Consider the following 25,976-nt stretch of genomic DNA (forward strand, 5'->3'; position numbering starts at 1 on the left):
AGCCGCTACTTCGACACCGTTCGAAGTGCGAGAGGAGACCGGCGAGGCAGCACGAGACACGGACACGTCCTTAATGCCAGCACACAGAACGTGTCCGAGAAGCCGTCTTGTGGATGCTATCCGTGCGCCGAACGGGTTACTCTCCGTGAGAGCACCACCGGTCGACCCACCGTGACGCCGTCCCCGCAGCCGTCTGGCGGAACCGTTCCTACAACATGATCGTCGGTGTCACGACCGTCCGCCCCGGCTCGCCGCGCGAGTTCACCAGGTGCACCACGATCTGGGTGGTGCCGGCGGGCACGTCGGACAGCACGAACCGGCCACCGTCGTCGGCCTTGGTGGTGCTCGACTCGTGCTCGGCCACCCGCACCTCGACGGTGTGCTCACCCGCGGGCACGAGCCAGCCGTCGATGCGGTGCCGTGCGCCGATGGAGGTGAAGTTCACCATCAACGTCAGGTTGTCCACGGTGAACGTGATGGTGCCGGGGCTGCCCCCGCGCACGCCCGCGAACGAGCCGGCGCGTTCCCAGCGGGCCACCTCGACGTCCAGGTTCTCCAGTGCCACCGCGAACTGGATCCGTTCGACGAGCCCCGGTGGGGGCGCGTCCAACTCGTACACCAGGCGGTTCAGTTCAGTGAGGACAGCGGTGTCCTCTTGGCCTCTGCGGTCATCGCGCGGGTCGATGTCGTTCACCGCGATCCTCCTTCCGCGTCGAGATGTGTGCGCAACATGGTCAGGCACCGGCCCCGGGTGGGGCCGATGCTGCCGCGCGGCATGGACAGTGCCTCGGCGACCGCGCGGTACTCCGCCCGGCCGGCCAGCACGGTGAGCCGCAGAAGTTCCTGGCACTTCTGCGACAAACGGCCGAACGCCCGCCACAGCCGGTGGTCCCGGTCGTCGACCAGGGCGGCGTCCTCGGGCAGGCCGTACTCGCTTTCCAGTTGGTCCGCCAGCTCGTCGCTCAGCGCCGCTTCACGGCGAGCCGGTGTCCAGGTCCGTTGGGCCTCGCGGCGCGTCGCGACGACGAGCCACCCGGCCAGCGCGCGCGGCTCGACCAGCCGGTCGAGGTGCCGCAGCAGCGCGAGCCAGACCGTCTGCACCACGTCCTCCGCGGTGCTGCGGTCCAGCCCGTGTCCTCGGGCGACGTGCCACACCAGCGGCGTCAGGTCGGCGACCAGCACGTCCAGGGCCCTGCGGTCCCCGTCGCGGGCGGCGACGACACAGGCGGCGTGCCGGTCCGTCCCATCGAGCCCCTCCCACGGTGGGCGCTCACCGGCTGTGCGCAGTTCTCCCACGTCGTCACCTCCTTCTCGGCGTCCCCCAGCCGAAGCTGATCGTCACACACCCGTGCCGCCACCGGCGCGGCGGCGGTCCGCGATGCCCCCCTCGCACCGCGGACCGCCTCCCCCCAATTGCGGGCGACCTCCGATCGGCACCCCTCGAAGCCGACCGACCGCCACCCTTTCCTCCCCCAGAGGTTCAGTTGCCCGCCACTGGCGCGCTGTCGGCGTCCACCGGTTCGCTGTGCGTCTGGTGGTGGCCGGCCGGCGTCACCGGTGGCACCTCGTTCAGGTCCTGCTTCGGGTCGAGCTCGTCGAGCAGCTCCTCGTCACCCGCGAACTGCTTCTCCAGCTCCACGGGATCCAGTTCGTCGACGCCAGGCGGATTGGCGGTCATACGGCCTCCTCAGTCGGGGTGAGGACCGGTCATCAGATAAGGAGTGAGTAGTTCTACGCGAGATACATCGAGTCGTTTTAACAGTTCACTGATGTCGCCGGCGGCGCGGCGCGGAGAGCTATGGTCCAGACCATGCTTGAGGTCATCGCACTGGACGCCACCGACGCCGAGGCCGCTCAGGCGGGTGGCGCGCACCGGCTGGAACTCACCGTCGACATGGCCGCGGACGGGCTGACGCCGCCGGTCACCGTGCTGCGCGACGTGCTCTCCGCGACCGACCTGCCGGTCCGGGTCATGCTGCGCGACGCACCCGGTTTCGCGCCCGGCGACCTGGACGGGCTGCGGCGCGACGCGGAGGCGCTGCGCGAGGCGGGCGCGGCGGAGTTCGTGCTCGGCTTCCTCGACGCCGACGGGCGGGTGGACGAGGCGGCGTGCGCGGCGCTGGTCGCCGAGTTGGACGGGTGCGCGTGGACGTTCCACCGCGCGCTGGACAACTCGGCGGACCCCGAGGCGGCGTGGACCGTCGTCGGTGGACTGGGCTGCGACACGGTGCTCGCGGCCGGCAGCGCGCGCGGGGTCGGCGACGGCCTGGCCGTGCTGGAGCGGTTGGCCGCGCGGCAGGACGCGGTGCGCCTGCTGGTCGGCGGCGGGCTCAAGGTCGAGCACGTCGCGCCGCTCAAGGCCGTCGGCGTCACGGGGTTCCACGTCGGCAGCGCGGTGCGGCCAGGCGGGTGGGGCGCCCCGGTCTCCGCCGACGCCGTCCGGAGCTGGGTGAACTTGGTCTAGACCGCTTGCCGATGCGGACATTAGCATCGCCGTTGCTTCCCGTGAAATAGCCGTTGCACATCACGCAACACGAGACACCTGAGAGGTGGGGCGAGATGCGGTTCGCAGGAGCAGTCGTCGTGGCCGCCGTCGTGCTGGCCGGGTGTGCCCCGGTCCAGTCCGGCCCGGCGCCGGCCGGTGGTGACGAGCAGGCGGGTCAGCTGAGGGTCTGGCTGTTCGACGAGGTCAACCGGGGTCCGAAGGAAGCCGTCGTCAAGGAGGCGGTCGCCGAGTTCGAGCAGGCGCACCAGGGCGTCACGGTCGACGTCCAGTACATCCAGGTGCAGACCCGCGCCGAGCGGTTCAAGGCCGCGTTCAGCGACCCCGAGAGCGCGCCCGACGTGGCCGAGTTCGGCAACACCGACCTGGCGGGCTACGTCGCGGGCGGCGGGTTCGCCGAGCTCGACCTCGGCGGCTGGGACGAGGCGAAGGACCTGCTGCCCGCCGTCCTCGACACGGGCAAGGTGGACGGCAAGGTCTACGGCGTGCCCTGGTACGTCGGCGTGCGCGCGCTCTACTACCGCACCGACGTCTTCCAGGAGCTGAACCTCCAGCCACCGGCCACCCTGGACGAGATCGCACCGCTGGCCAGGAAGGTCCGCGCCGCCAAGCCGGACCTGCTCGGCATCTCCGCCGGCGGCAAGTACACCTACGGCGCGTTGCCGTTCGTGTGGGCCAACGGCGGCGACATCGCCCGCAAGGACGGTGACAAGCACGTCTCCGCCATCGACAGCCCCGAGTCGAAGGCGGGCCTGCGCCAGTACACCGAGCTGATCGCGGACGACATCTGCCCGCCTGCCCAGTGCGCGGGCAACGGCGGCGACGCCAGCGTCGAGGCGTTCCGCGCGGGCAAGGCGGCGATGGTCGTCGGCGGCGACTTCAACCGCAAGTCCGTCGACGCGTCCGCCGCCGCGGGCAAGTACGCGGTCGTGCCGCTGCCGGGGAAGAAGGCCGGTGACATCGCGCCGGCGTTCGCGGGCGGCAACCTGCTCGGCGTGATGAAGGGCAGCGAGCGCCGGACGTTGGCCACCGGGTTCGTGCGCCTGCTGGGCGGCAAGGAGTACCAGCGCAAGATGTTCGACGCGATGGGGAACCTGCCGACGTTCGGCGACGTGCAGGCCGAGGTGGCGAAGGCCAACCCGGTGCTGGAGCCGTTCATCCGGACCCTGGAGGCGGGCACGCGGTTCGTGCCGGTCACGCCCGACTGGGCCAAGATCGACGCCCAGGCCGTGCTGCCGACGTTGTTGCAGCAGGTCGCCGCCGGTGGCGAGGACCTCGACAAGGCGGCCCGGGACGCGGCCGACCAGATGAACGCCGCCTTCGGCTCGTGATGCGGACGGCCAAGGGCGACGGGCGGATCGCGTTCGCCTACCTCGCCCCCGCGCTGCTGGTGCTGGTCGGGCTGATGGGCTACCCGATCTACCAGCTCGTGCTGATCTCCCTGTTCGACTACGGCCAGGAGCAGGTCAGCGGTGGCGCGCCGCTGACCTTCCTCGGGCCGGGCAACTACACGACCCTGCTGTCGGACGAGCGGTTCTGGTCCGTGCTCGGGCAGACGATCGGGTTCGCCGCCGTCTGCGTGGCGGGCACCCTGCTGGTCGGCGCCGCGCTGGCGGTGCTGGCCACCAGGATCCGCACGTGGGCGCGGACGGTGCTGTTCCTGGCCGCGCTCGGCGCTTGGGCGACGCCGGCGGTGGCCGGGTCGACGATCTGGCTGTTCCTGTTCGACGCCAACTTCGGGTTCGTCAACGAGGTCCTGGGCACCACCGGGCTCTCCTGGACCTACGACAAGTGGACGGCGTTCGGGCTGGTCGCGGCGCAGGTGATCTGGTGCTCGTTCCCGTTCGTCATGGTCACCCTGTACGCGGGGATCAAGGCGATCCCCGGCGAGGTGCTGGAGGCCGCCGCGCTGGACGGCGCGAGCACGACCAGGACGGCCACCAAGGTGATCCTGCCGCTGCTGCGGCCACTGCTGGTCGTGGTGACGATCCAGTCGGTCATCTGGGACTTCAAGGTGTTCACCCAGATCTACGTCATGACCAACGGCGGCGGCATCGCGGGCCGCAACCTGGTGCTCAACGTGTACGCCTACCAGCAGGCGTTCGCAGCCTCGGAGTACGGGCTCGGCGCGAGCATCGGCGTGGTGATGACGGCGTTGCTGCTGCTCGTCACCCTCGGCTACCTGCGGGCGCTGCGGCGGAGCGGGGAGGCGCTGTGAACCGGCGGGTGTCGCGGGGCTTGGCGGAAGCGGTCACGGTCGTCGTCGCGGCCGTGGTGGCGTTCCCGCTGTACTGGATGGCGCTGACCGCGCTGAAGCCGGAGGCGGAGGTGATCTCGGCCGACCCGCGGCCGTGGACGCTCGCGCCGACGCTCGACAGCTTCGTGCGCGCGTTGACCGTGCAGAGCTTCGGCCGCTACCTGCTCAACAGCGTCGTGGTGGCGGTCGCGGTGGTGCTGCTGAGCCTGCTGATCTCGTTCCTGGCGGCCACCGCGCTGACCCGGTTCCGGTTCCGCAGCCGCACCACGCTGCTGGTCATGCTGCTGGTGGTGCAGATGGTGCCGGTGGAGGCGCTGACCATCCCGCTGTTCTTCCTCATGCGGTCGGTGCGCGACGTGGCGCCGGTGTTCGGGTTGAACCACCTCGGCTCGCTGGTGCTGGTGCACCTCGCGTTCAGCCTGCCGTTCGCGATCTGGATGCTGCGCGGGTTCGTCGCGGCCGTGCCGGTGGAGCTGGAGGAGGCGGCGACGCTGGACGGCGCGTCCCGGTTCCGGTTCCTGTGGCAGGTGCTGTTCCCGCTGGTGGCGCCCGGTCTGGTGGCGACGAGCGTGCTGTCGTTCATCCACGCGTGGAATGATTTCCTCTTCGCGAAGACGTTCATCATCTCGGCGGCGGAGAACCAGACGCTGCCGTTGGCGCTGCAGGTGTTCGTGAAACCCGATCAGAACGACTGGGGGGCGATCATGGCCGGTTCGACGTTGATGACCATCCCGGTGCTGCTGTTCTTCATCCTGGTGCAGCGCCGACTGGTCGCGGGCCTGGCCGGGGCGGTGAAGTCGTGATCCTGCCGCGTCCCGTCTCGTTCACCCGCGGTGCGGGCGAGGTGCCGTTCGACGGCACGTTCCAGGTCACCCGGGAGGCCGGTCCCGCCGAGGGGTACCGGCTGTCCGTGTCGGCGGACGGCGTGCGGGTGCGGGCGTCCGACGACGCCGGGGAGTTCTACGCGCGGCAGACGTTGCGGCAGCTCAGCGGGCCGGCGGCGTTCCGCGCGGTGGCCCCGGGCGCGGTCACGTTGCCGGTGTGCGAGGTCGAGGACCACCCGCGGTTCGCGTGGCGCGGCGTGATGCTGGACGTGGCGCGGCACTTCCTGCCCAAGCACGACCTGCTGCGCTACGTCGACCTGCTGGCCGTGCACAAGCTGAACGTGCTGCACCTGCACCTGACCGACGACCAGGGCTGGCGGTTCGAGTCCCTCAAGTTCCCCCGGCTGCACGAAGTCGGGGGGTGGCGGCCCGACTCGCGGTTCGGCGACCGGCGTTCCGGTGGCATGGCGGGACGGCCCCACGGCGGCTACTACACCCAGGACGACCTGCGGGAAGTCGTCGCGTACGCGGCGCAGCGGCACATCGCGGTGGTGCCGGAGATCGACGTGCCGGGGCACAGCCAGGCGGCCATCGCGGCGTACCCGGAGCTCGGCGCGTCCGGCGGCGGCGTGTGGACGGACTGGGGGATCAACCCGAACGTGCTGCGGGCCGACGAGTCCACAGTGGACTTCTACCGGCAGGTGTTCGACGAGCTGCTGGACGTGTTCCCGTCCGAGGTCGTCGGGCTGGGCGGTGACGAGGCCGAGGGCGGTGACGGCCGGTTCGTCCGGCGCATCGCCCAGCACCTGCACCAGCGCGGGCGGCGGCCGTTCGGGTGGGACGAGGTGCTCGGCGTCGGACCCCTGCCGACCCGCACGATCGTGGCGTCGTGGCGCGGCGAGGACCCCGGCCTGACCGCGCTGGACCGCGGCCACGACGTCGTGATGTGCCCGGAGGAGCACGTCTACCTGGACTACCGGCAGTCCGACCACCCCGACGAGCCGATCCCCGTCGGCACGGTCACGACGGTCGAGGACGTCTACCGGTACGAGCCGGCGGCGGCCGACCGGGTGCTCGGGGCGCAGGCGAACCTGTGGACCGAACACCTCGACTCGCCGCGGCGCCTCGACTACGCCGCGTTCCCCCGGTTGAGCGCGTTCGCCGAGGTCGTGTGGAGCCCCACCGGGCGCGACGTGGCGGAGTTCCTGACCCGGCTGGCCGAGCACCACCTGCCGCGGCTCGACGCGCTCGGCGTCGAGTACCGCCCCCTCGACGGCCCTCGGCCGTGGCAGGTGCTGCCGGGCGTACCCGGCTACCCGCGGTGATCAGTCCTCTTCGGGCATGAGGATCCAGCAGGCGAGGTAGAGGATCGCGCCGGCGCCGAACCCGAAGAGGGTGGCGGCGACCAGCAGGATGCGGACCAGCGCCGCGTCCACGCCGAGCAGCTTGGCGACGCCGCCGCACACGCCCGCGACCATCTTGTCGGTCCGGCTGCGGCGGAGCTTCTTGACCTTGTCGGTGGCTTGGTTGAGCACGTCGTTCGTCATGGCTCAAGGGTGCGCCGCAGGGGCCGTGCGGGGCATCGGGGACGCACCCTGACTTCACCCGGACCCCTGTTCTCAGGGTGTCACGAGGACCTTGCCCCTGAGGTCGCCCGCTTCGGCGCGGCGGTGCAGTTCGGGCAGGTGGGCGAGGCCGTGACGTTCGGACACGTCGACCACGACGACGCGTTGGTCGACCAGGGCGACCAGCGCGGTGAGCTGCGCCGGATCGAAGCGGGTGACGAAGTGGGAGCCGGGTGCGTCGCACCTGGTCGCGGAGACGACGACGCCGCCCAGCCGGGCCACTTCGGCGTCGGCGACGAGGTTGAGCACGACGTCGAACCGTCCCGTCGGGCCGTAGCCGACGACCACGTCCGCACCCAGCTCCCGCACGGCGACGGCGCTGCGCGGGGACGCGGTGGCGGTGACGTGCGCGCCCGCGTGCTTGGCCAACTGCACCGCGAACCCGCCGATGCCGCCGCCCGCGCCGTTGACCAGGACCCGGTGGCCCGGCTGGGCGTTCCCGTGCTCGACCACCATCTGCCACGCGCTGAGGCCGGCCAGGGGCAGGGCGGCGGCGTCGGCCAACGGGATGGCGCGCGGCGCCGGGACGAGCCGGTCGGCGGTGGTGACGGCGTACTCGGCCGCCGCGCCGTCGATCCAGCCGACCACCGGCTCGCCCTCGACCGTGCCGGCCACGTCCCAGCCGAGCGTGTGCGGGAGGGCGACGTCGAGCAGACCCGCCCGAACGGCCACCTCGGTCGGGTTGAACGAGGTCGCGGTCACCCGCACCAGCACCTCGCCGGGACCGGGTTCGGGGATCGGGACGTCGTCGACCACGATCACGTCCGGGCCGCCGTGGGTGTGGATGCGCGCGCTCTTCATGGTGTCGAACGTAGGCACGGCGTCGGAGACGATCCATGCTTCCGGATCCTGTTTTCATGTCTAATCGTCTTCATGGACGTGCTCAGCGACGTGATCGCGGTGATGCGCACCGGACGGCCCGTCGCCGCACGGGTGGCGTGGGAGGAGCCGTGGGGGCAGCGGTTCGCGCCGGTGCCGGGCGCGTCCGGGTTCCAGGTCGTGCTGGAGGGCACGTGCTGGCTCCTGCGCGATCACGCCGACCCGGTCGAGCTGCGCGCGGGCGACGTCGTGTTCCTGCCCGACGGCCGGGGCCACGCGCTCGCGGACCGGCCCACCACCCCGTTGGCCGGCGAGGCGTGCGACCCGAACGACCCGGACTTCGCCGCCGGCCACCCCGTGCCCGCGCACCCGACCACGGTCACGTTGTGCGGTGCGTACGAGCTGGCGGACGTCCACCCGTTGCTGCGCGACCTGCCGGACGCCGTCCTCGTCTCGGGTCCGGAGCTGAACGCCGCCGTCACGCTCCTGGCGGGCGAGCTCGAACACCCGCGCCTGGGCTCCGACGCGCTCGTCCCGGCCCTGCTCGACACGCTGCTGCTGTACCTGCTGCGCACGTGGTTCAGCGGTCCCTCGGAGACCACCGGCTGGGCCGCCGCCCTCAACGACCCCGTCACCGCCACCGCGTTGCAGCACATCCACCGCGACCCCGCGCACCCGTGGACGGTGGCGGAGCTGGCCGCGACCGCAGGCCTGTCGCGCGCGCCGTTCGCCAAGCGCTTCACCGCGCTGGTCGGCCAACCACCGCTGACCTACCTGACGTGGTGGCGCATGACCACCGCCGCCCGCCTGCTCGGGGACACCGACGCGCCGCTGGCCACCATCGCCGGCCGGGTCGGCTACACCTCGGAGTTCGCCTTCGCCGCCGCGTTCAAGCGGGCGCACGGCATCGCGCCGGGCCGCTACCGCCGCCTGCGCTCGCGAGATCGCGTCGGTCGTTCGTGACTCATTCGCCGGCGATCACGCTTTTCGAGCGTCGGCGAATCAGGCGCGAACGGCCGACTTCCGGGCGATCGAGCCGCCGTCCGCGGAGCGGCGGCAGAATATCGCTGTGACGCCAGAGGAGCTCGCCGCCGGCCTGGACCGCGTCGGCTACCTGCCCGACCAGGGCATCGCGACCGCCGCCTACCTGGCGTTGCGCATGCACCGGCCGTTGTTCTGCGAGGGCGAGCCGGGCACCGGCAAGACCTCCCTGGCCGTGGCGCTCGCCCATGCGCTCGACCTGCCCCTGATCCGGCTCCAGTGCCACGAGGGCATCGACGCCACCCAGGCCCTCTACGACTGGGACTTCCCCCGCCAGCTCCTGCACCTGCGCGCCCTCGAAGCCGCCGGACCCGTCGACGCCGAGCGGGCCGAGGCGTCCCTCTACACCCGCCGCTTCCTGCTCGCCCGGCCGCTCCTGCAAGCGCTCGAAGACGCGCCGTGCGTCCTGCTCGTGGACGAGGTGGACCGGGCCGACGACGAGTTCGAGGCGTTCCTCCTCGAAGTGCTCGGCGAGAACTCGGTGACGATCCCCGAACTGGGCCGCATCACCGCGAAGACCCCGCCGCTGGTCGTCCTCACGTCCAACCGCACGCGCGAGGTGCACGACGCCCTCAAGCGCCGCTGCCTCTACCACTGGCTGGAACACCCCGACCTGGCCCGCGAGGTCGCCATCCTCCGCCGCCGGCTGCCGGGCGTCACCGAACGCCTCGCGCACCAGGTGGCGTCAGCCGTGCGGCGGTTGCGCGAACTGGACCTCCTCAAGCCGCCGGGCGTCGCCGAGTCCCTCGACTGGGCGGAAGCCCTGCTCATCCTGGGCCGGACCGAACTGGACGCGGACACGGCGGCGACCACGCTCGGTGCCGTCCTCAAGTACCGGGAGGACGCCCAGCGCGCCCTTTCAGCCGGTGTGCTGGGCGGCATGACCGGGAGCACAATCGGGGGATGACGGGAGCCGGGGCGTCGATCGGGCTCGTGGGGTTCGCCCGCGCGCTCCGGCACGGTGGCACCGCGTGCGGGCCCGAGCGGGTGCAGGCGTTCGTCGCGGCGGTCGACCTGCTCGACGTGGCACGGCGCGAGGACGTCTACTGGGCGGGCCGGGTGACGTTGTGCGGCGAGCCCGACGACCTGCCCCGGTACGACGCGGCGTTCGCGGCCTGGTTCGGGGGGATGCCGCCCGCTCCACCGGGCAGGCGCGCCCGGCAGACCAGTCACCTGGCCGCCCTCGGCAGCGGCACGGCGAGGCACCGCCGGGCGGCGCCCGCGGTCAAGGTGGCCGCCAGTGACGTGGAAGTGCTGCGGCACAAGGACATCGCCACGCTCAGCCCCGCCGAGAAACGGCACCTGGACGAGCTGCTGGCCGTCCTCAAGCCCGTCCCGCCTCAGAGACGCGCGCTGCGCCGCACACCGGCACGGCGAGGCGCGATCGACCCACGCCGCACCCTCAAGGACATGCTCGCCACCGGCGAGACGACCCGGCCGCGCCACCGCCGCCGCGCCACCCGGCCCCGCAAGGTCGTGCTGCTGATCGACGTCTCCGGCTCGATGAAGCCCTACGCCGACGCCCTCCTCCGCTTCGCGCACGTCGTCGCCCGCCGCATGCCCGTCGAGGTCTGCACGCTGGGCACCCGCCTGACCCGCGTCACCCGCCACCTGCGCCACCGCGACCCGGAGCAGGCGCTGCGAGCCGCCGCGCGCGCCGTGCCCGACTACGAGGGCGGCACCCGGCTCGGCGAGACGCTCAAGGCCTTCCTGGACCGCTGGGGCCAGCGCGGAGCCGCACGGCGCGCCGTCGTGGTCATCTGCTCGGACGGCTGGGAACGCGGCGACGCGGCCCTGCTCGCCGACCAGGTCCGACGGCTGCGCCGGCTCGCGCACAAGGTCGTCTGGGTCAACCCGCACGCCGGCCACGACGGGTACCGGCCGGTGCAGTCCGGCATCGTCGCCGCCCTCCCGCACCTGGACCGGTTGCTCGCCGGGCACAGCCTCGACACCCTGCACGCCCTGCTGGAGGAGGTTCGACTTGCGTGATGTCCTCGCCGAACTGGCCGATCGCGTCGACCGGGGCGAGACGGTCGGCGTCGGCACGGTGGTCGCCACGTTCAGCTCCGCGCCCCGACCACCCGGCGCGGCGATGCTGGTCGGCGCGGACGGCGCCGTCGTCGGCAGCGTCTCCGGCGGCTGCGTCGAGGGCGCGGTCTACGACCTGGCCCAAGAGGTGGTGCGCGAGGACCGGCCGGTCCTCCAGCGGTACGGGGTGAGCGACGACGACGCGTTCGCGGTGGGCCTGACCTGCGGCGGGATCATCGACGTCTACGTCGAGCCGGTCAACCGGCAGAGCTTCCCCGAACTGCCCGAGGTCCTCCAGACCGTCCGGGCCCAGGAGCCGGTGGCCATCGCTACGATCGTGGAACACCCGGAGTGGGTCGGCCGGCGGGTGGTCGTCTGGCCCGACCGCGCCACCGGCGACATCCCCTCCGCCCGAGCCCGCGACGCCATCACCGACGACGCCCGCGGCCTGCTCGCCACCGGCCGCAGCGGCACCCTGCACTACGGTCCCGACGGGCAGCGACGCGGCGAGGGCATGGCGGTGTTCGTGAACTCGTTCGAGCCGCCGCCCCGGATGCTGGTGTTCGGCGCGATCGACTTCGCCGCCGCCGTGGCCAGGCTGGGCGCGTTCCTCGGCTACCGCGTCACGGTGTGCGACGCGCGCCCGGTGTTCGCCACGAAGAGCCGGTTCCCCGAAGCCGACGAGGTCGTCGTCGACTGGCCGCACCGCTACCTCGCCGGGCAGGCCGACGCCGGGAAGGTCGACGAGCGCACGGTGGTCGCCGTCCTCACCCACGACCCGAAGTTCGACGTGCCGCTGCTGGAGGTCGCGCTCCGCCTCAAGCTCGGCTACGTCGGCGCGATGGGCTCCCGCCGCACGCACGACGACCGGCTGCGCCGGCTGCGCGAGGCGGGCCTGGCCGAGGGCGAATTGGCCAAGCTCGCGTCCCCGATCGGCCTCGACCTCGGCGCGCGCACGCCAGAGGAGACGGCGGTGTCGATCGCCGCGGAGATCATCGCGCTGCGCTGGGGCGGGGGAGGCGAGCGGCTGGCCCGGACGGACGGCTCCATCCACAAGTGAGGGGGTTGTTTGACGAGGCAACAACGAGCAGGCTCGGCTGTGACCCCCATCACCACCACTCTTGGAGGGTTCATGCGGATAACGGTCACCGTCGACGGCGTCGACTACCGCGACGACGTCGAACCGCGCACGCTGCTGGTCCACTACCTGCGCGAACGACTCGGCAAGACCGGCACGGTCGTGGGTTGTGACACCAGCAACTGCGGCGCGTGCACGGTCCACCTCGACGGCCACAGCGTGAAGTCCTGCGCCGTGCTCGCGGTGCAGGCGAACGGCCGCGAGGTCACCACGGTCGAGGGACTCGCCCGCGACGGGCAGCTGCACCCCGTCCAGCAGGCGTTCCACCGCAACCACGCGTTGCAGTGCGGTTTCTGCACCCCCGGGATGATCATGCAGGCCATCGACCTGCTCGCGGACAACCCCGACCCCGACGAGGACGAGGTGCGGCACGGCCTGGAGGGCAACCTCTGCCGCTGCACCGGCTACCAGAACATCGTGCGCGCCGTGCGCGACGCCGCGCGGACGATGAGCCCCGGCGCCGGCCCCGAAGCGGAGCGCGTGGACGAGGCGGCGCTGGTCGACCGCGCCCCGCTGCACGCCGGCGGTGGCGAATGACCGCCACCGCCGAACCGGAAGCCGGCGCGCGGGAGGTCGGCCGGGCCCGCCGCCGCAAGGAGGACGCCCGGCTGATCACCGGCGCGACCCGGTGGACCGACAACATCCAGCTCGCCGGGATGCTGCACATGGCCGTGCTGCGCAGCCCCGTGGCGCACGCCCGGATCACCTCGGTCGACGTCACCGAGGCCGTGCGGATGCCCGGCGTGCTGGTCGCGCTCACCGGCCAGGACCTGGCCGCCGAGCAGGGCAGCCTGCCGTGCGCGTGGCCGATCACCGAGGACATGCTCGCGCCGCCCGCGCCCTCGCTGGCCGTCGACCGGGTGAACTTCGCCGGCGAGGCCGTCGCCCTGGTCGTGGCCCGCAGCGCCGCCGAGGCGCACGACGCGCTGTCCCTCGTCGACGTGGACTACGAGGACCTGCCGGTCGTGCTCGACCTCGAGGAGGCGGTCAAGGACGGCGCCGACCTCGTGCACCCCGACCTGGGCACGAACGCCAGCGCCACCTGGGTGTTCGACTCCGCCGAGGCGGGCACCGGGTCCGACGTCGACCAGGCCGTCGCCGACTCGGACGTCGTCGTCGAGCGCACCTTCCGCCAGCAGCGGCTGATCCCGGCGTTCATGGAGCCCCGCTCGGTCGTGGTGGACCCGTCGCCCGACTCGGTGACGATGTGGTCGTCCACGCAGGTGCCGCACATCCTGCGGTGGATGCTGTCGGCCGTGCTCGACATCCCGGAGCAGCGGATCCGGGTCATCGCGCCGGACGTCGGCGGCGGCTTCGGCGGCAAGCTCCAGGTCACGCCGGAAGAGGTGCTGACCCTGCTGGTCGCGCGCCGGCTGGGCAAGCCGGTCAAGTGGACCGAGTCGCGCACCGAGTCGATGCTGTCCGGCCACCACGGCCGCGACCAGCTGCAGCGCATCACGATCTCCGCCCGCCGCGACGGCACGGTCACCGGCCTGAAGGTCGACCTGCTCGCCGACATGGGCGCCTACCTGCGGCTGGTCTCGCCCGGCGTGCCGATCCTGGGCGCGTTCATGTTCAACGCCATCTACAAGTTCCCGGCCTACCGGTTCACCTGCACGAACGTGTTCACGACCAAGGTGCCGACCGACGCCTACCGCGGCGCGGGACGGCCCGAGGCCACGTTCGCCATCGAGCGGATCATGGACGAGCTGGCCGCCGAGCTGGGCGTCGACCCGCTGGAGCTGCGCGAGCGGAACTGGATCAAGCACGAGGAGTTCCCGTTCACCACGGTCGCGGGCCTCACCTACGACTCGGGCGACTACGAGGCCGCCACCGCCCGCGCGAAGGAGCTGTTCGGGTACGACGCGCTGCGCGCCGAGCAGGCCGAACGCCGCGCCAACGGCGACCCGGTGCAGCTGGGCATCGGCATCTCCACCTACACCGAGATGTGCGGGCTCGCGCCGTCACGGGTGCTGGGCGCGCTGCGGTACGCGGCGGGCGGCTGGGAGCACGCGGCGATCCGGATGCTGCCGACCGGCAAGGTCGAGCTGATCACCGGCACCTCGCCGCACGGCCAGGGCCACGTGACGGCGTGGAGCCAGATCGTGGCCGACCGGCTCGGCGTGCCGTTCGAGGACGTCGAGGTGCTGCACGGCGACACGCGCGTGTCGCACCGCGGCATGGACAGCTACGGCTCGCGGTCGCTGGCCGTCGGCGGCGTGGCCGTGGTGCTGGCCGCGGACAAGGTGCTGGCGAAGGCGCGCACGGTCGCCGCGCACCTGATGGAGGTCGCCGAGGACGACGTCGAGTTCACCGCCGGCACGTTCTCCGTGCGCGGCACGTCCACGACCATGGCCCTCGGCGACGTGGTGGTGGCCGCGCACGTGGCGCACAACCTGCCCGACGGCGTGGAGCCCGGCCTGGACGCCGAGGCCACGTTCGACCCGGAGAACTTCTCCTACCCGCACGGCACGCACCTGTGCGCCACCGAGGTCGACACGCAGACCGGCGCGGTGAAGATCCGCTCGTACGTGTGCGTGGACGACGTCGGCAAGGTGGTCAACCCGATGATCGTGGAGGGCCAGGTGCACGGCGGCCTGGCGCAGGGCATCGCGCAGGCCCTGTACGAGGAGGCGGTGCACGACGAGAGCGGCACGCTCACCACGGCCACCTTCGCCGACTACCTGCTGCCGTCCGCGGTCGACCTGCCGCACTTCACCACCGACCGCACCGAGACGCCATCGACCACCAACCCGCTGGGCGTGAAGGGCGTCGGCGAGGCGGGCACGATCGCGTCCACGCCCGCCGTGGTCAACTCGATCGTCGACGCCGTGCGGCACATGGGCGTCACCGAGGTGGAGATGCCGTGCACCCCGATGCGGGTCTGGAAGGCGATCCACGGCCGCGGTGACGGCGTGCCGACGACACCCGGCGCGGGCGGCGGCCTCGGTTCGCTCGACTCGCGCGCCGCCGACGAGCGGGGAGGTGCGGAATGATCCCGGCCGAGTTCGACTACGTCGCGCCCACCACGGTGGACGAGGCGGTGCGCGCGCTCGCCGCCGGCGGCGAGGACGCCAAGGTGATGGCGGGCGGGCAGAGCCTCATCCCGGTGCTGCGGATGCGGCTGGCCGTGCCGACCGTGGTGGTCGACCTGTCCGGGCTGACCGAGCTGACCGGCGTGCACGACGACGGCGACTCGCTGCGCATCGGCGCCATGACCACGCACTACGAGGTGCAGCGCGACCCGTTGGTGCGCGAGCACGCGGAGCTGCTGCGGCTGGCCACGGACACCGTCGCCGACCCGCAGGTGCGGCACCGGGGCACGTTCGGCGGCTCGCTCGCCCACGCCGACCCGGCGGGCGACCTGCTCGCGCCCGCGTTGGCGCTGGACGCCGTGATGGTGTGCGCCGGGCCCGGCGGCACGCGCGAGGTGCCCGCGGCGGAGTTCTTCGTCGACTACTTCACCACCGCGCTGGCGCCCGACGAGCTGCTCACCCACGTCAAGGTGCCCAAGCTGACCGGCTGGGGCGCGCACTACGAGAAGTTCAACCGCGTCGCGCAGGCGTGGTCGATCGTGGGCGTGGCCGCCGCGGTGCGGGTGTCCGAGGGCCGGATCGCCGCCGCGCGGGTCGGCCTGACCAACATGGGTTCGACCCCGGTGCGGGCCCGCGGCGTGGAGGAAGCGCTGGTCGGGCAGCCCGCGACGGCCGAGGCGATCACGTCGGCGGCCACCCGTGCCGCCGAGGGTGCCGACCCGCCGAGCGACGGCAACGCCGACGCCGAGTACCGGTCGCACCTGGCCCGCGTGCTCACCGAGCGGGCGGTGACGGCCGCGGTGAGCGCATGAAGCTCGAGCACCGGTTCGCCGTCCCCGCGCCCGTGCCGGACGTGTGGGCGGCGCTGCTCGACCCGGAGAAGGTGGCGCCGTGCATGCCGGGCGCCACCCTCACCGGGGTCGACGGGCGGAAGTTCACCGGCACGGTCAAGGTCAAGCTCGGGCCCGTCACGCTGGTGTACAAGGGGGCCGGCGAGTTCACCTCCGTGGACGAGCGGGTGCACGCGGCCGTGCTGAAGGCGTCCGGCAAGGACACCAGGGGCAACGGCACCGCGTCCGCCTCCGTGTCCGTGGCGCTGGTGTCGGCCTCGGACGGCACCGAGGTGTCCGTGGTCACGGACCTGAACGTCACCGGCCGTCCGGCCCAGTTCGGCCGGGGTCTGATCAGCGAGGTCAGCGGCAGGATCATCGGCGAGTTCGCGGAATGCCTGGCGACGCGGCTCGCGCCGGCGGAAGCTGAGGAGGTGACTGGAACCGAGACCGCCGCCAAGCCGCACCTGCGCGCCGTGCCCGACGAGCCGATCGACCTGGTCGACGCGGCGGGCGCGCCCGTGCTCAAGCGGGTGCTGCCGGTCGTGGCCGGGCTGCTGGCGGTGGCGCTGCTGGTGCGCGGGCTCCGCGGGCGGCACCGCTGAACGCGCGCGGCGGGCGATCGGTCCTCGGGCTGGTCGCCTGCCTCTGCCTGCTCGCGGCGTGCACCGGGTCGCCGGTGGTGATCACGACCGCGCGGCACGCGCCCGCGACGTCGTCGGTCGCGCCCGAGCCGCCGTCGTTCACCCTGGCCGCGGGCGGTGACATCCTCATCCACCCGGCGCTGACCGAGCAGGCCGACGCCGACGGCGCGCGCAACTTCGTGCCGCTGCTGGAGGGGCTGCGCGAGGCGATCGACGCCGACGTGTCGATCTGCCACCTGGAGACGCCGCTGTCCGCGCCCGGCGCGCCGACCTACGGGTACCCGGCGTTCAGCGCGCCGCCGGAGGTCGCGTCGGCGTTGAAGGAGATCGGCTACGACAGCTGCTCCACCTCGTCCAACCACACCCTCGACCGGGGCGCGCCGGCGATCAGGACGACGCTGGACGTGATGGACGCGGCAGGGCTGAAGCACACCGGCTCGTTCCGCTCGCCGGAGGAGTCCGCGACCCCGTTGCTGCTGGACGTGGGCGGGGTGAAGGTCGGGCACATCGCGTTCACGTACGGGTTCAACGGCATCCCGCTGCCGCAGCCGTGGATGGCGAACCAGCTGTCCACGGAGGGCGTGCTGGCGGCGGCGCGCGCGGCTCGCGCGGCCGGCGCGGAGGTCGTGGTGGCGAGCCTGCACTGGGGCAACGAGTACCAGCACGAGGCCACGCCGCAGCAGCGGGAGATGGCGCGGGCCGTCCTCGCCGACCCCGCGGTGGACCTGATCATCGGCACGCACGTGCACGCCGTGCAGCCGATCGAGCAGATCGGCGGCAAGTGGGTCGTCTACGGCATGGGCAACGAGGTGGCCCGCCACTCCGAGCCGCGCGGCATCACGGAGGAGGGCATCGTCACCCGCTTCAAGTTCGTGAAGGGCCCGTCCGGCTGGGCGGTCCAGGAGGCGTCCTACGTCCCGACCCTGGTCGAGTTCGGCCCACCGATCCGCGTGGTCGACCTGACCCGGGCGCCCGCCAACCCCCGCCGCACCGAAGCGCTGAACCGCACCGACGGCATCGTGCGCAGCCTGGGCTCCACCATCGCCCACCCGTGAGCGGACAGGTCCCCTCCTACGGGTGACCGTCGGACACGGCCCGGCCCCACCGGTCCAGCCGTAGGATCACGTCGGTGAGCGCCGGAGGGGTGACGTCGTGGTCGACAGGTTCCGCGACCCGCTGCTGACCACGAAGGAGACCTCCCGCCACCTCCTGATCCCGCAGAGGACGTTGAACAACTGGTCGGCCGAAGAGGCAGGCGGCGCGCCCTTGGTGCACCGGGTCGCCCCGGAGCGCCGGGGTTGGCCGAGGGTTCCGTTCATAGCGGTGGTCGAGGCCTAACGTCCTGCGGTCGCTCCGCGATCTCGGGCTCACGAAGCGCAAGGTCAGGGACGCGGCGGCGGCGGTGCGCGGTGAGTTCGGCACGGCTTACGCCCTGGCGACGAAGAAGATCGTCACGGACGGGGTCGACATCTTCCTGGACTACGCCGACGGCGACCTGGCGCGGGTGGGGCGCGCCGGCGTCGAGCAGAACAAGGTCCCGGTCGACGCGATCGTGGAGATGTGGCTGGCGGGCGACTCGCCCAAGGACGTCGGCTACGAGTACGACCTGGACCCCGAGCAGGTCGAGGCGATCTGCCGGGCCGCGCAGCGTGTCCCGGCTTGAGTTCCTCCTCGATCGCGGTCTCGGCCGGGGCGTGGCGGACGGCCTGCGCGCGCGGCTGGCTGGTGCACCGCATAGCCGATCACTTCCCCGACGACGCCCAGCACGTCGCGGACGAGGACTGGCTGTCCCACGGGTTGGAACGCGGTGGGTGCCGCTGTGCAAGGACGGCCGGATCAAGGGCCGGCACCACGAGCGCGAGCCGCTGGTCGTCCACTCGGCGGTGCTCTTCCACCTCGACAACCAGCAACTCCGCCGCGACGAGATGGTTGCCCGCTTCCAGCGGGTGAGGTCGGCGATCGACCACGCCGTGGCACGCGGCGGACCGGCCGTCTACGCGATCGGCGACTCGGGTATCCGGCGAACCTGGCCGTGACCCGGGCGCCCGCCGACCCCGCCGCACCGAAGCGCTGAACCGCACCGACGGCATCGTGCGCAGCCTGGGCTCCACCATCGCCGACCCGTGAGCGGACCCGGCGAGTCGTAACGCTCCGAAACCGTTGGGGCGAAAAGGAAAGCCACTTGTCACCCACTCAGTTATTACCGGCCGGGATCGGCGGCCGGGCACAGACGGACGAGCCCGCCTGTGTTGCACTCGATGGGCGAACACTCACGGGCAGCCACTACGACGAACGTCGTGACGCCCACGGTGGAGGGAGGCTCCAATGTCTGTTCACACCTTCGTCCGGCCGGTCGCCGCGCCGGCGGACCTGGCGGAACTCAGCACGCTCGTGGCCGAGCCCGAGTCCACGATCGGCGACCCGCCGCTGCCCGAGCCGAACGCGGCGGGCGCGCTCCTGCTCGGCCTGCTGATCTCGCCCCCGACGCCGAAGGAGCCGCGGAAGTAGCCACCTGCCGCCCGGGGCCGGGCGGATGTGATCGGTGACGGGAGGGACCTGTGGACGCGTCGTCCTGCGCGCGTGACGCCGCCGACCTGGCCGGTCGGGTGCTCGGCGCACTGCGCGGCGGTGGCGGCGCGGACCTGGCCGATTTCCTCGACTCGTGCGCCGACACGACCGCCGGCCTCGGTGCGGTGCGGCTGGTGGGCGCGGACGTCTTCCTGCCGCACGTGGTGCTGGACCACCCGCTGACCGACCGGGACGCCGAGGTGGTCGCCGCGTCCTTCACCGTCTTCCCGCCGGTCACCGCGCCGGTCGCGAACGAGCAGCGGGTGATGGCCTGGCACGACTGGTCCACCGTCCGGCTGCTGGCGCGCTTCACCGGCGACGCGCCCGTCACGACGCCGGACGACCCGGCCGTCGTGCTGGGCCCGGCCGAGGACTGGCCGCGCTGGTCGGTCGTGGTGGCCCAGTTGTCAGCGCTGGCGCACCCCGGCGCGACCGGCCCCGTGGTGGACGCGGTCGCGGCGCGGCCCCTGGCGCTGTGCCGGGGCGTCGTCCGGACCGTGCTGCGCCGCGACTTCGCCACCGCGAGCCGCCTGACCCGCTGGGTGGCCCTGGTGCACGCGGGCGGTGCCCGGCTGCCGGTGGACCCGGTGCTCCTGGTCGAGCACGTCGGGTCGCGACTCGGCGCGGAGCCGCGCCGGCTGCTGGACCTGGCCGTGGCCCGCCACCTGCTGGAGGCACCGTGAAGAGCGTGGTCCACCTCGCCCACACCGTGACGGCGGGCGCGCTGGGCTGGTTGCACGCCAACCGCGAGCTGGGCGCGTTCGAGGACGACGCCACCGCGGACCTGGACGAGCCGGACGGCGTCTACAAGCCGCTGTGCGAGCTGGCGCTCGCGTCGTCGCTGGTGCTGCGCGAAGGCGTGGCCGGCACGGCGGAGCTGAGGGCGGCGCGCGAGCTGGTCGAGTTCTCGTGGCGGCAACTGCGCGAGGGCGACCTGCTCTACGAGCGCCAACTGCGCCACGCCCTGCTCACCGACCCGCTGGAGACCTACGTCCACCACGCCCGCAGCGGCTTGCGCCACGAGGCGCTGGAGCGGGCCGTCGTCCAGGGCTCGGCCGCGGACGTCATGACCGAGGTGCTGCCCAACCGGCGGCTGGCCGTGGCGAACGCGCACCGCGTGGTGGGCGTGCGGCGGGACGACGACCTCCTCGGCATGCTCCGGCAGACCTGGCTGGGCCGCACGCCGCAGCCCTGGGCGCTGGACTGGCACACCGCCTACTACATGACCCACACCGTCTTCCACCTCACCGACTGGGGCGCGCTGCCCGGGCAGCTGCCCGCCGACGTGGTCGAGTACCTGGAGAACTGGCTGCCGGTGTGGTTCGCGGTGTGGGCGGAGGCGGCGCAGTGGGACCTGCTCGGCGAGCTGCTGATCGTGGGGGCGTGCCTGCCCGAGCCGCGGTGCGACCGGGCGGAGTGGGAGCTGGTGGCGGGCGCCCAGCACGCCGACGGTCTCGTGCCGCGGGACGCCGAACCCGTCGACGACGACCCGCGCGTGCGCTTCCTCGACCACCAGCACACCGCCGTGGTGGCCACCATCGCGGGGACGCTGGCCACGTCCCGGCTGCTCGGCGGGAGCACGTGAAGGACCTCGTCGCGCACCTGCCGGCCGCCGTGCGCGACGCCACGGGGGTCGCGGTCGCCCTCCGGGAGGGCAGCCGTGAGCTGGTCCTGGTCGGTGGGACGACCGGTGGGCGCGACCCGCGGCCCGTGACCGGGCGGACCCGCTTCGAGCTCGGCTCGCTGACCAAGACGTTCACCGGTCTGCTGCTGGCCGACATGGTCGACCGGGGCGAGGTGCGACCGACCGATCCCGTGCTGCGCCACCTGCCGTTCGGGGCGGCACCCCACCTGGGTCCCGAGGTCACGTTGGAGGGCCTGGCCACCCACACCTCCGGGCTGCCGCGCCTGCCGCCCGGGCTCCGTCGCCTGGCGGTGCGGCGCTGGCGCACCAACCCCTACCGCGATTTCACCGGCGACGACTTCGCCGCCGCCTTGCTCCGCACCAGGGGCCGAACGCCCGGCGCGTACCGCTACTCGAACCTGGGCGTCGCCCTGCTCGGTGAGGCCCTGTCCCGCGCGGCCGGGAGGCCTTACGCCGAACTGCTGGCCGAGCGCGTGCTGCGCCCACTGGGCCTGACCGACACCGACTGCTCGCCGTCCGCGCAGGTCACGGGCCACCTGCGCGGACGTCCTCGACCGCCGTGGGAGATGCCCGGCATGCCCGCCGCGGGCGCCCTGCGCTCGTCGGCGGTCGACGTGCTGCGCTACCTGACCGCCCACCTGCCCCCGCCGACCGGACCGCTGGCGAGGGCCTGCGCCGACGTGGCCCGACCCCGTGCGTCGGCACGCGACCACGACGTGTGCCTGGTCTGGAACCTGCGTCGCCGAGCCGGCCGGGAACTGCTGTTCCACTCCGGCGGCACGCGCGGCTGCACCGCGTTCGCCGCCTTCAGCCCCGGCGCCGGCACCGCGTTCGTGGCCCTGGCCAACGCCGGCTGGACCGTGGACAGCACGTTCGTGCACCGTTCCTACGAAGCCGCCTGGTCACTGGTCGAGCGCGCCGCGAGTCGACCCTCCAGGCCCCTCGTGTCGAACACCCAGGACCCCTGAACCCACCACTCAGGACAAGGCCCGGACCCGGTCGAGCCGGGCCAGCCACCGGGCGGCAGTCTCCTCGTCGGCGGCGAACTCGCCGAACCGGTCGGGGTCCGGTGCGTGCGTCGGCACGGGCAGGCGGCCGTTCACCGGCAGCAGCGAGTCGCCGGTCACGTCACCGTCCATCAGCGACAACGTGGCCAGGCCGCACGCGAAGTCCAACTCGGGCAACGCGCCCGCCAACGCCAACCCGGCCGCCATCCCGACGGACGTCTCCACCGCCGACGACACCACGCACGGCAGCCCGCACGCCTCCGCCACGGCCAACGCCCGCCGCACACCGCCCAGCGGCGCGACCTTGATCACCGCGACGTCCGCCGCACCGGCCACCGCCACCTTCAACGGGTCCTCCGCCCGCCGGATCGACTCGTCCGCCGCGATCCGCACGTCGACCCGCCGCCGCACCGCCGCCAACTCCTCGATGGACGGGCACGGTTGCTCGACGTACTCCAAGCCGCCGGCCGCCCGTTCCAGCTCGCGGATCGCGCGCACCGCCGTGTCCACGTCCCACGCCATGTTCGCGTCCACCCGGACGGCCCCGGACGGCCCGAGCGCGTCCCGCACCGCCTCGACGCGCGCCAGGTCGTCGGCGAGCGGCGTGCCCGGATCGGCCACCTTCACCTTCGCCGTGGCGCAGCCCGAACGGGCGACGATCTCGTGCGCGCGCTCCGGTGAGACGACGGGAACCGTGCAGTTGACCGGGATCTCGGCGCGGACCGGCGCGGGCCAGCCCCGCTCGGCGGCCTCCAGCGCGCACGCCAACCACGGCGCGCACTCGTCGTCGGAGTAGTCGAGGAACGCGCAGAACTCACCCCACCCGGCGGGCCCTTCCAGCAGCACGCCCTCGCGCACCGTGATGCCGCGGAACCGGTTGCGCATCGGGATCGAGTAGACCAGCACCGGACGAGCTTAGAGCGGGTCCAGCGCGGCGACCCGGCGCAGTGCGGGGCCCGTGAGCTCCGGGTCGGGCTCCTCCACGGCGATCCGCAACGCCGACTCGAACTGGTCGAGCCGGCGGTCCAGTTCGGCCAGCTCACGGGTCGGCTCGGCGATCGCGGCGGCCAGGCCCGGCCGGTTGTCCGTCCGCCGCAACGCCTCCCGCACTGGCTGGCTGTCCCGCAAGGCCAGCAACGCCCGCCACAGCAGCCGTTCCACCTGCGCCACCCACCGCGCGTCCAGGTCGCGCATCGCGTCGAAGTGGGCGCACAAGCGGCCGGCACGGCGGCGTTGGCCGGGATCGGTGAACTGCTCGCAGTGCACGACGTCCCGCGCGCCGGCCGCCAGCACGACGTCCCACTCGGACGGCCGCGCCCAGACCCGTTTCCCCTTCGCCGCACGGCGGATCGCGTCGAGGTCGGCCTCGGGCCGCCACATCCACCAACGGGGTAACGGCGCGATCCGGGTCACCGGTCCTTAATAGCGTTCTTCTCCCGGACCGCAAAATCCCCGGGCTCGCCCCGACCCGGACGCGGGTCGGGGCGTCCCGGTGCGTCGGCTCAGCCGACCTCGGGCAGCTTCGGGCCGAGCAGGTCGTCCGCGTCCACGATCTTGTACGCGTAACCCTGCTCCGCCAGGAACCGCTGCCGGTGCGCCGCGTAGTCGGTGTCCAACGTGTCCCGCGACACGACCGAGTAGAAGTGCGCCTGCCGCCCGTCGCCCTTGGGCCGCAACAACCGGCCCAGCCGCTGCGCCTCCTCCTGCCGCGACCCGAACGTCCCCGACACCTGCACGGCCACCGACGCCTCGGGCAGGTCGATGGAGAAGTTCGCCACCTTCGACACCACCAACGTCCGCAGCTCGCCGCGCCGGAACCTGTCGAACAGGGCCTCGCGCTCCTTGTTCTTCGTCGAACCCTGGATGATCGGCGCGTCCAGCGCCTCGCCGAGCGACTCCAGCTGGTCCAGGTAGGCCCCGATCACCAACGTCGGCTCGTCGGGGTGCCGTTCCAGGATCGCCTTCACCACCGGCAGCTTCGTCCGGGCCGTGGAGCACAGCTTGTAGCGCTCCTCCGCCTCGGCCGTCGCGTACTCCAGCCGCTCGTTGTCGGTCAACGTCACCCGCACCTCGACGCACTCGGCGGGCGCGATCCAGCCCTGCGCCTCGATGTCCCGCCACGGCACGTCGTACCGCTTCGGCCCGATCAGCGAGAACACGTCGCCCTCCTGGCCGTCCTCGCGCACCAGCGTCGCGGTCAGGCCGAGCCGGCGGCGCGACTGGAGGTCGGCCGTCATCCGGAACACCGGCGCGGGCAGCAGGTGCACCTCGTCGTAGACGATCAGGCCCCAGTCCCGCGAGTCGAACAGCTCCAGGTGCTTGTACTCGCCCTTCGACTTGCGGGTGATCACCTGGTAGGTCGCGATCGTGACCGGCCGGATCTCCTTGCGCTCGCCGGAGTACTCGCCGATCTCGTCCTCGGTCAACGACGTCCGCGCGACCAGCTCCCGCTTCCACTGCCGACCGGCCACGGTGTTGGTGACCAGGATCAACGTGGTCGCGCCCGCCTCGGCCATCGCCGCCGCGCCGACCAGCGTCTTGCCCGCGCCGCACGGCAGCACGACCACGCCCGAGCCGCCCGCCCAGAACGCCTGCGCGGCCCGGCGCTGGTAGTCGCGCAGCTCCCAGCCGTCCTCGACCAGGTCGATCGGGTGGGCCTCGCCGTCGACGTACCCGGCCAGGTCCTCCGCCGGCCAGCCGATCTTGAGCAGCAGCTGCTTGAGCCGGCCGCGTTCGCTCGGGTGCACGACCACCGTGTCGTCGTCGACCCGGGCGCCCAGCATCGGCTTGACCTTCTTGTGCCGGAGGACCTCCTCCAGCACGGCGCGGTCCAGCGAGTTCAGCACCAGGCCGTGCGCGGGGTGGTTGGCCAGCTGCAGCCGGCCGAACCGGCCCATCGTGTCGACCACGTCCACCAGCAACGGCTGCGGCACGGGGTAGCGGGAGAACCGGACCAGCGCGTCGACCACCTGCTCGGCGTCGTGGCCGGCGGCACGCGCGTTCCACAGCGCCAGCGGCGTGATGCGGTAGGTGTGCACGTGCTCGGGCGCGCGTTCGAGCTCGGCGAACGGCGCGATGGCGGTGCGCGCGTCGTCCGACAGCGGGTGCTCGACCTCCAGCAGCAGGGTCTTGTCCGATTGGACGATCAAGGGGCCGTCGGTCACGGGTGCGCGCTCCTGTCGCTTGGTGTCCTTCAAGTGTGCATACCGCGTGCAAGTCGAAAGCGGACAGTACGCGCACGTGCACGCAACGCTTACGGACTCGGTTCGGTAAAGCCGTGTACGCCCTCGTGATGCAGTCGATAGCGTCCCTGCGCCCCACCGCGACCCTACGCGCGGATGCACTGGGGCCCTCCCCGGATGAACGAAGGTCCACATGAGCACGGACATGCCCGCGTCCGCACCGCAGTACCAGAACGGTCCGCAGCACCAGGGCGCCCCGCAGTTCCACAACGCCCCGCAGGGCCAGCCGATTCCGCCGGCGCCGAAGAAGAAGGGCATCGTCGCGCGCATCCTCACCGCGATCATCGGTATCGCGGTGGCCGGTGTGGTCGTCTACGGCATCAACTACTTCACCAGCGACGCGGCCCAGTCCAAGGCGGGCGACTGCGCGAGCGTGACCGGCACGAACACGAAGCCGGAGTTCAAGACCGTCGACTGCGGCTCGGCCGAGGCGAACTACACCATCGGTCAGGTGCTCGACTCGACCACCGCGAAGTGCGCCAGCGAGTACTACGACGAGTACACCGAGACCGCTCGCCGGGGCCCGGACTCGAAGCTGTGCCTGGTGCCGAACCTGGTCGAGGGCAGCTGCTACGACCTCGACAGCACCACGCAGATGGGCTACCCGGCCGTCGACTGCGGCAAGGCGGGCACGGTCAAGCTGGTCAAGCTGATCAAGGGCAGCGCCGACGAGAGCGCCTGCGGCGAAGGTGCGCCGCTGACGTTCCCCGAGCCGAAGACGACCCTCTGCTTCGCGCCCACCGAGAGCGCCTGATCCACCTCGCGGGTGC

30 protein-coding genes are annotated in these 25,976 nt (G+C 72.6%); 22 read left to right on the forward strand and 8 right to left on the reverse strand.

Annotated elements, in window-relative coordinates:
* Positions 1 to 208 precede the first annotated feature (208 nt).
* The 3 genes from LNK82_RS26670 to LNK82_RS26680 form a co-directional block, all read right to left on the reverse strand.
* Positions 209 to 631, reverse strand: coding sequence for a carboxypeptidase regulatory-like domain-containing protein (locus LNK82_RS26670; protein ID WP_268997141.1), 423 nt, complete (start codon positions 629 to 631; stop codon positions 209 to 211).
* 59 nt (positions 632 to 690) lie between these two features.
* On the reverse strand, positions 691 to 1,296 hold the full coding sequence (locus tag LNK82_RS26675; RefSeq protein WP_230569746.1) for an RNA polymerase sigma factor: 606 nt from the start codon (positions 1,294 to 1,296) through the stop codon (positions 691 to 693).
* Between the two features lie 184 nt (positions 1,297 to 1,480).
* The gene (locus tag LNK82_RS26680) at positions 1,481 to 1,678 is read right to left on the reverse strand and encodes a hypothetical protein (protein ID WP_230569747.1); all 198 of its coding nucleotides are present in this window, start codon (positions 1,676 to 1,678) and stop codon (positions 1,481 to 1,483) included.
* A gap of 132 nt (positions 1,679 to 1,810) precedes the next feature.
* On the opposite strand from LNK82_RS26680, the gene LNK82_RS26685 reads away from it, so the two are divergent.
* The 5 genes from LNK82_RS26685 to LNK82_RS26705 all read left to right on the forward strand — a co-directional run bounded on the left by LNK82_RS26685 (position 1,811) and on the right by LNK82_RS26705 (position 6,909).
* The gene (locus tag LNK82_RS26685; protein ID WP_230569748.1) at positions 1,811 to 2,464 is read left to right on the forward strand and encodes a copper homeostasis protein CutC; all 654 of its coding nucleotides are present in this window, start codon (positions 1,811 to 1,813) and stop codon (positions 2,462 to 2,464) included.
* A gap of 95 nt (positions 2,465 to 2,559) precedes the next feature.
* Positions 2,560 to 3,834: an extracellular solute-binding protein gene (locus LNK82_RS26690; protein ID WP_230569749.1), complete on the forward strand. Its 1,275-nt coding sequence runs from the start codon at positions 2,560 to 2,562 to the stop codon at positions 3,832 to 3,834.
* Positions 3,834 to 4,721, forward strand: a complete 888-nt coding sequence (locus LNK82_RS26695) for a carbohydrate ABC transporter permease (RefSeq protein WP_230569750.1) — start codon at positions 3,834 to 3,836, stop codon at positions 4,719 to 4,721. Before LNK82_RS26690 ends, LNK82_RS26695 begins: the two co-directional genes overlap by 1 nt.
* Positions 4,718 to 5,563, forward strand: coding sequence for a carbohydrate ABC transporter permease (locus LNK82_RS26700; protein ID WP_230569751.1), 846 nt, complete (start codon positions 4,718 to 4,720; stop codon positions 5,561 to 5,563). The genes LNK82_RS26695 and LNK82_RS26700 overlap by 4 nt, the downstream gene beginning before the upstream one ends.
* Positions 5,560 to 6,909: a beta-N-acetylhexosaminidase gene (locus LNK82_RS26705; protein WP_372470655.1), complete on the forward strand. Its 1,350-nt coding sequence runs from the start codon at positions 5,560 to 5,562 to the stop codon at positions 6,907 to 6,909. Before LNK82_RS26700 ends, LNK82_RS26705 begins: the two co-directional genes overlap by 4 nt.
* Here the strand turns inward: LNK82_RS26705 and LNK82_RS26710 are convergent, their stop codons facing one another.
* Complete coding sequence (locus tag LNK82_RS26710; RefSeq protein WP_230569752.1) at positions 6,910 to 7,131, reverse strand: PspC domain-containing protein; 222 nt, start codon at positions 7,129 to 7,131, stop codon at positions 6,910 to 6,912.
* A 72-nt stretch (positions 7,132 to 7,203) separates the two neighbouring features.
* Positions 7,204 to 8,010, reverse strand: coding sequence for an NADP-dependent oxidoreductase (locus LNK82_RS26715; protein ID WP_230569753.1), 807 nt, complete (start codon positions 8,008 to 8,010; stop codon positions 7,204 to 7,206).
* 72 nt (positions 8,011 to 8,082) lie between these two features.
* Here LNK82_RS26715 and LNK82_RS26720 point away from each other — a divergent pair, with 72 nt between their 5' ends.
* The 16 genes from LNK82_RS26720 (at position 8,083) to LNK82_RS26795 (ending at position 21,925) form a co-directional block, all read left to right on the forward strand.
* On the forward strand, positions 8,083 to 8,991 hold the full coding sequence (locus LNK82_RS26720; RefSeq protein WP_230569754.1) for an AraC family transcriptional regulator: 909 nt from the start codon (positions 8,083 to 8,085) through the stop codon (positions 8,989 to 8,991).
* A 100-nt stretch (positions 8,992 to 9,091) separates the two neighbouring features.
* The gene (locus tag LNK82_RS26725; protein ID WP_230569924.1) at positions 9,092 to 9,976 is read left to right on the forward strand and encodes an AAA family ATPase; all 885 of its coding nucleotides are present in this window, start codon (positions 9,092 to 9,094) and stop codon (positions 9,974 to 9,976) included.
* Positions 9,973 to 11,058 (forward strand): vWA domain-containing protein, encoded by a 1,086-nt coding sequence (locus LNK82_RS26730; protein WP_230569755.1) that lies wholly within the window; start codon positions 9,973 to 9,975, stop codon positions 11,056 to 11,058. Before LNK82_RS26725 ends, LNK82_RS26730 begins: the two co-directional genes overlap by 4 nt.
* Positions 11,051 to 12,157: an XdhC family protein gene (locus LNK82_RS26735; RefSeq protein WP_230569756.1), complete on the forward strand. Its 1,107-nt coding sequence runs from the start codon at positions 11,051 to 11,053 to the stop codon at positions 12,155 to 12,157. Before LNK82_RS26730 ends, LNK82_RS26735 begins: the two co-directional genes overlap by 8 nt.
* A 72-nt stretch (positions 12,158 to 12,229) precedes the next feature.
* The gene (locus tag LNK82_RS26740; RefSeq protein WP_230569757.1) at positions 12,230 to 12,772 is read left to right on the forward strand and encodes a (2Fe-2S)-binding protein; all 543 of its coding nucleotides are present in this window, start codon (positions 12,230 to 12,232) and stop codon (positions 12,770 to 12,772) included.
* Entirely contained in the window at positions 12,769 to 15,231 is a 2,463-nt protein-coding gene (locus tag LNK82_RS26745; RefSeq protein ID WP_230569758.1) for a xanthine dehydrogenase family protein molybdopterin-binding subunit, read from the forward strand. The genes LNK82_RS26740 and LNK82_RS26745 overlap by 4 nt, the downstream gene beginning before the upstream one ends.
* On the forward strand, positions 15,228 to 16,082 hold the full coding sequence (locus LNK82_RS26750) for an FAD binding domain-containing protein (RefSeq protein WP_230569759.1): 855 nt from the start codon (positions 15,228 to 15,230) through the stop codon (positions 16,080 to 16,082). The genes LNK82_RS26745 and LNK82_RS26750 overlap by 4 nt, the downstream gene beginning before the upstream one ends.
* Positions 16,079 to 16,705, forward strand: coding sequence for an SRPBCC family protein (locus LNK82_RS26755; protein ID WP_230569760.1), 627 nt, complete (start codon positions 16,079 to 16,081; stop codon positions 16,703 to 16,705). The genes LNK82_RS26750 and LNK82_RS26755 overlap by 4 nt, the downstream gene beginning before the upstream one ends.
* Positions 16,706 to 16,779: 74 nt before the next feature.
* Entirely contained in the window at positions 16,780 to 17,799 is a 1,020-nt protein-coding gene (locus tag LNK82_RS26760; protein WP_230569761.1) for a CapA family protein, read from the forward strand.
* A 97-nt stretch (positions 17,800 to 17,896) separates the two neighbouring features.
* Positions 17,897 to 18,082 carry a hypothetical protein gene (locus LNK82_RS26765; protein ID WP_230569762.1) on the forward strand — a complete coding sequence of 62 codons (186 nt, stop codon included), beginning with the start codon at positions 17,897 to 17,899 and terminating at the stop codon, positions 18,080 to 18,082.
* A 64-nt stretch (positions 18,083 to 18,146) separates the two neighbouring features.
* A complete protein-coding gene (locus tag LNK82_RS47920) occupies positions 18,147 to 18,407 on the forward strand; it encodes a DUF433 domain-containing protein (RefSeq protein WP_230569763.1) in 261 nt (86 codons plus the stop codon).
* Positions 18,408 to 18,555: 148 nt separating this feature from the next.
* Entirely contained in the window at positions 18,556 to 18,780 is a 225-nt protein-coding gene (locus LNK82_RS26775) for a hypothetical protein (RefSeq protein ID WP_230569764.1), read from the forward strand.
* Between the two features lie 289 nt (positions 18,781 to 19,069).
* Positions 19,070 to 19,252 (forward strand): hypothetical protein, encoded by a 183-nt coding sequence (locus LNK82_RS26780; RefSeq protein ID WP_230569765.1) that lies wholly within the window; start codon positions 19,070 to 19,072, stop codon positions 19,250 to 19,252.
* 50 nt (positions 19,253 to 19,302) lie between these two features.
* Complete coding sequence (locus tag LNK82_RS26785) at positions 19,303 to 19,995, forward strand: hypothetical protein (RefSeq protein WP_230569766.1); 693 nt, start codon at positions 19,303 to 19,305, stop codon at positions 19,993 to 19,995.
* Complete coding sequence (locus LNK82_RS26790; protein WP_230569767.1) at positions 19,992 to 20,897, forward strand: DUF6895 family protein; 906 nt, start codon at positions 19,992 to 19,994, stop codon at positions 20,895 to 20,897. Before LNK82_RS26785 ends, LNK82_RS26790 begins: the two co-directional genes overlap by 4 nt.
* Complete coding sequence (locus LNK82_RS26795) at positions 20,894 to 21,925, forward strand: serine hydrolase domain-containing protein (protein WP_230569768.1); 1,032 nt, start codon at positions 20,894 to 20,896, stop codon at positions 21,923 to 21,925. Before LNK82_RS26790 ends, LNK82_RS26795 begins: the two co-directional genes overlap by 4 nt.
* Positions 21,926 to 21,934: 9 nt before the next feature.
* Here LNK82_RS26795 and LNK82_RS26800 read toward each other — a convergent pair whose 3' ends face one another.
* The 3 genes from LNK82_RS26800 to LNK82_RS26810 form a co-directional block, all read right to left on the reverse strand.
* On the reverse strand, positions 21,935 to 22,870 hold the full coding sequence (locus LNK82_RS26800; RefSeq protein WP_230569769.1) for an o-succinylbenzoate synthase: 936 nt from the start codon (positions 22,868 to 22,870) through the stop codon (positions 21,935 to 21,937).
* 9 nt (positions 22,871 to 22,879) lie between these two features.
* Positions 22,880 to 23,344: a hypothetical protein gene (locus LNK82_RS26805; protein ID WP_230569770.1), complete on the reverse strand. Its 465-nt coding sequence runs from the start codon at positions 23,342 to 23,344 to the stop codon at positions 22,880 to 22,882.
* Between the two features lie 122 nt (positions 23,345 to 23,466).
* Entirely contained in the window at positions 23,467 to 25,128 is a 1,662-nt protein-coding gene (locus tag LNK82_RS26810) for a DNA repair helicase XPB (protein WP_230569771.1), read from the reverse strand.
* A gap of 211 nt (positions 25,129 to 25,339) precedes the next feature.
* Between LNK82_RS26810 and LNK82_RS26815 the strand changes: the two genes are divergently transcribed.
* Positions 25,340 to 25,960: an LppU/SCO3897 family protein gene (locus LNK82_RS26815; protein WP_230569772.1), complete on the forward strand. Its 621-nt coding sequence runs from the start codon at positions 25,340 to 25,342 to the stop codon at positions 25,958 to 25,960.
* The last annotated feature ends 16 nt before the right edge of the window (positions 25,961 to 25,976 follow it).

The organism is Saccharothrix luteola (genome assembly GCF_020859565.1).
In the GTDB taxonomy this organism is placed as follows: Bacteria; Actinomycetota; Actinomycetes; order Mycobacteriales; family Pseudonocardiaceae; genus Actinosynnema; species Actinosynnema luteola.

Excerpts from the sequence above, each read along its gene's own strand:
- LNK82_RS26690 (WP_230569749.1), top strand. The coding sequence starts at position 2,560 with ATGCGGTTCGCAGGAGCAGTCGTCGTGGCCGCCGTCGTGCTGGCCGGG.
- LNK82_RS26805 (WP_230569770.1), bottom strand. The coding sequence starts at position 23,344 with ATGTGGCGGCCCGAGGCCGACCTCGACGCGATCCGCCGTGCGGCGAAG.
- LNK82_RS26740 (WP_230569757.1), top strand. The coding sequence starts at position 12,230 with ATGCGGATAACGGTCACCGTCGACGGCGTCGACTACCGCGACGACGTC.
- LNK82_RS26715 (WP_230569753.1), bottom strand. The coding sequence starts at position 8,010 with ATGAAGAGCGCGCGCATCCACACCCACGGCGGCCCGGACGTGATCGTG.
- LNK82_RS26710 (WP_230569752.1), bottom strand. The coding sequence starts at position 7,131 with ATGACGAACGACGTGCTCAACCAAGCCACCGACAAGGTCAAGAAGCTC.
- LNK82_RS26695 (WP_230569750.1), top strand. The coding sequence starts at position 3,834 with ATGCGGACGGCCAAGGGCGACGGGCGGATCGCGTTCGCCTACCTCGCC.
- LNK82_RS26780 (WP_230569765.1), top strand. The coding sequence starts at position 19,070 with ATGTCTGTTCACACCTTCGTCCGGCCGGTCGCCGCGCCGGCGGACCTG.
- LNK82_RS26755 (WP_230569760.1), top strand. The coding sequence starts at position 16,079 with ATGAAGCTCGAGCACCGGTTCGCCGTCCCCGCGCCCGTGCCGGACGTG.
- LNK82_RS26685 (WP_230569748.1), top strand. The coding sequence starts at position 1,811 with ATGCTTGAGGTCATCGCACTGGACGCCACCGACGCCGAGGCCGCTCAG.
- LNK82_RS26680 (WP_230569747.1), bottom strand. The coding sequence starts at position 1,678 with ATGACCGCCAATCCGCCTGGCGTCGACGAACTGGATCCCGTGGAGCTG.
- LNK82_RS26720 (WP_230569754.1), top strand. The coding sequence starts at position 8,083 with ATGGACGTGCTCAGCGACGTGATCGCGGTGATGCGCACCGGACGGCCC.
- LNK82_RS26745 (WP_230569758.1), top strand. The coding sequence starts at position 12,769 with ATGACCGCCACCGCCGAACCGGAAGCCGGCGCGCGGGAGGTCGGCCGG.
- LNK82_RS26815 (WP_230569772.1), top strand. The coding sequence starts at position 25,340 with ATGAGCACGGACATGCCCGCGTCCGCACCGCAGTACCAGAACGGTCCG.
- LNK82_RS26730 (WP_230569755.1), top strand. The coding sequence starts at position 9,973 with ATGACGGGAGCCGGGGCGTCGATCGGGCTCGTGGGGTTCGCCCGCGCG.
- LNK82_RS26750 (WP_230569759.1), top strand. The coding sequence starts at position 15,228 with ATGATCCCGGCCGAGTTCGACTACGTCGCGCCCACCACGGTGGACGAG.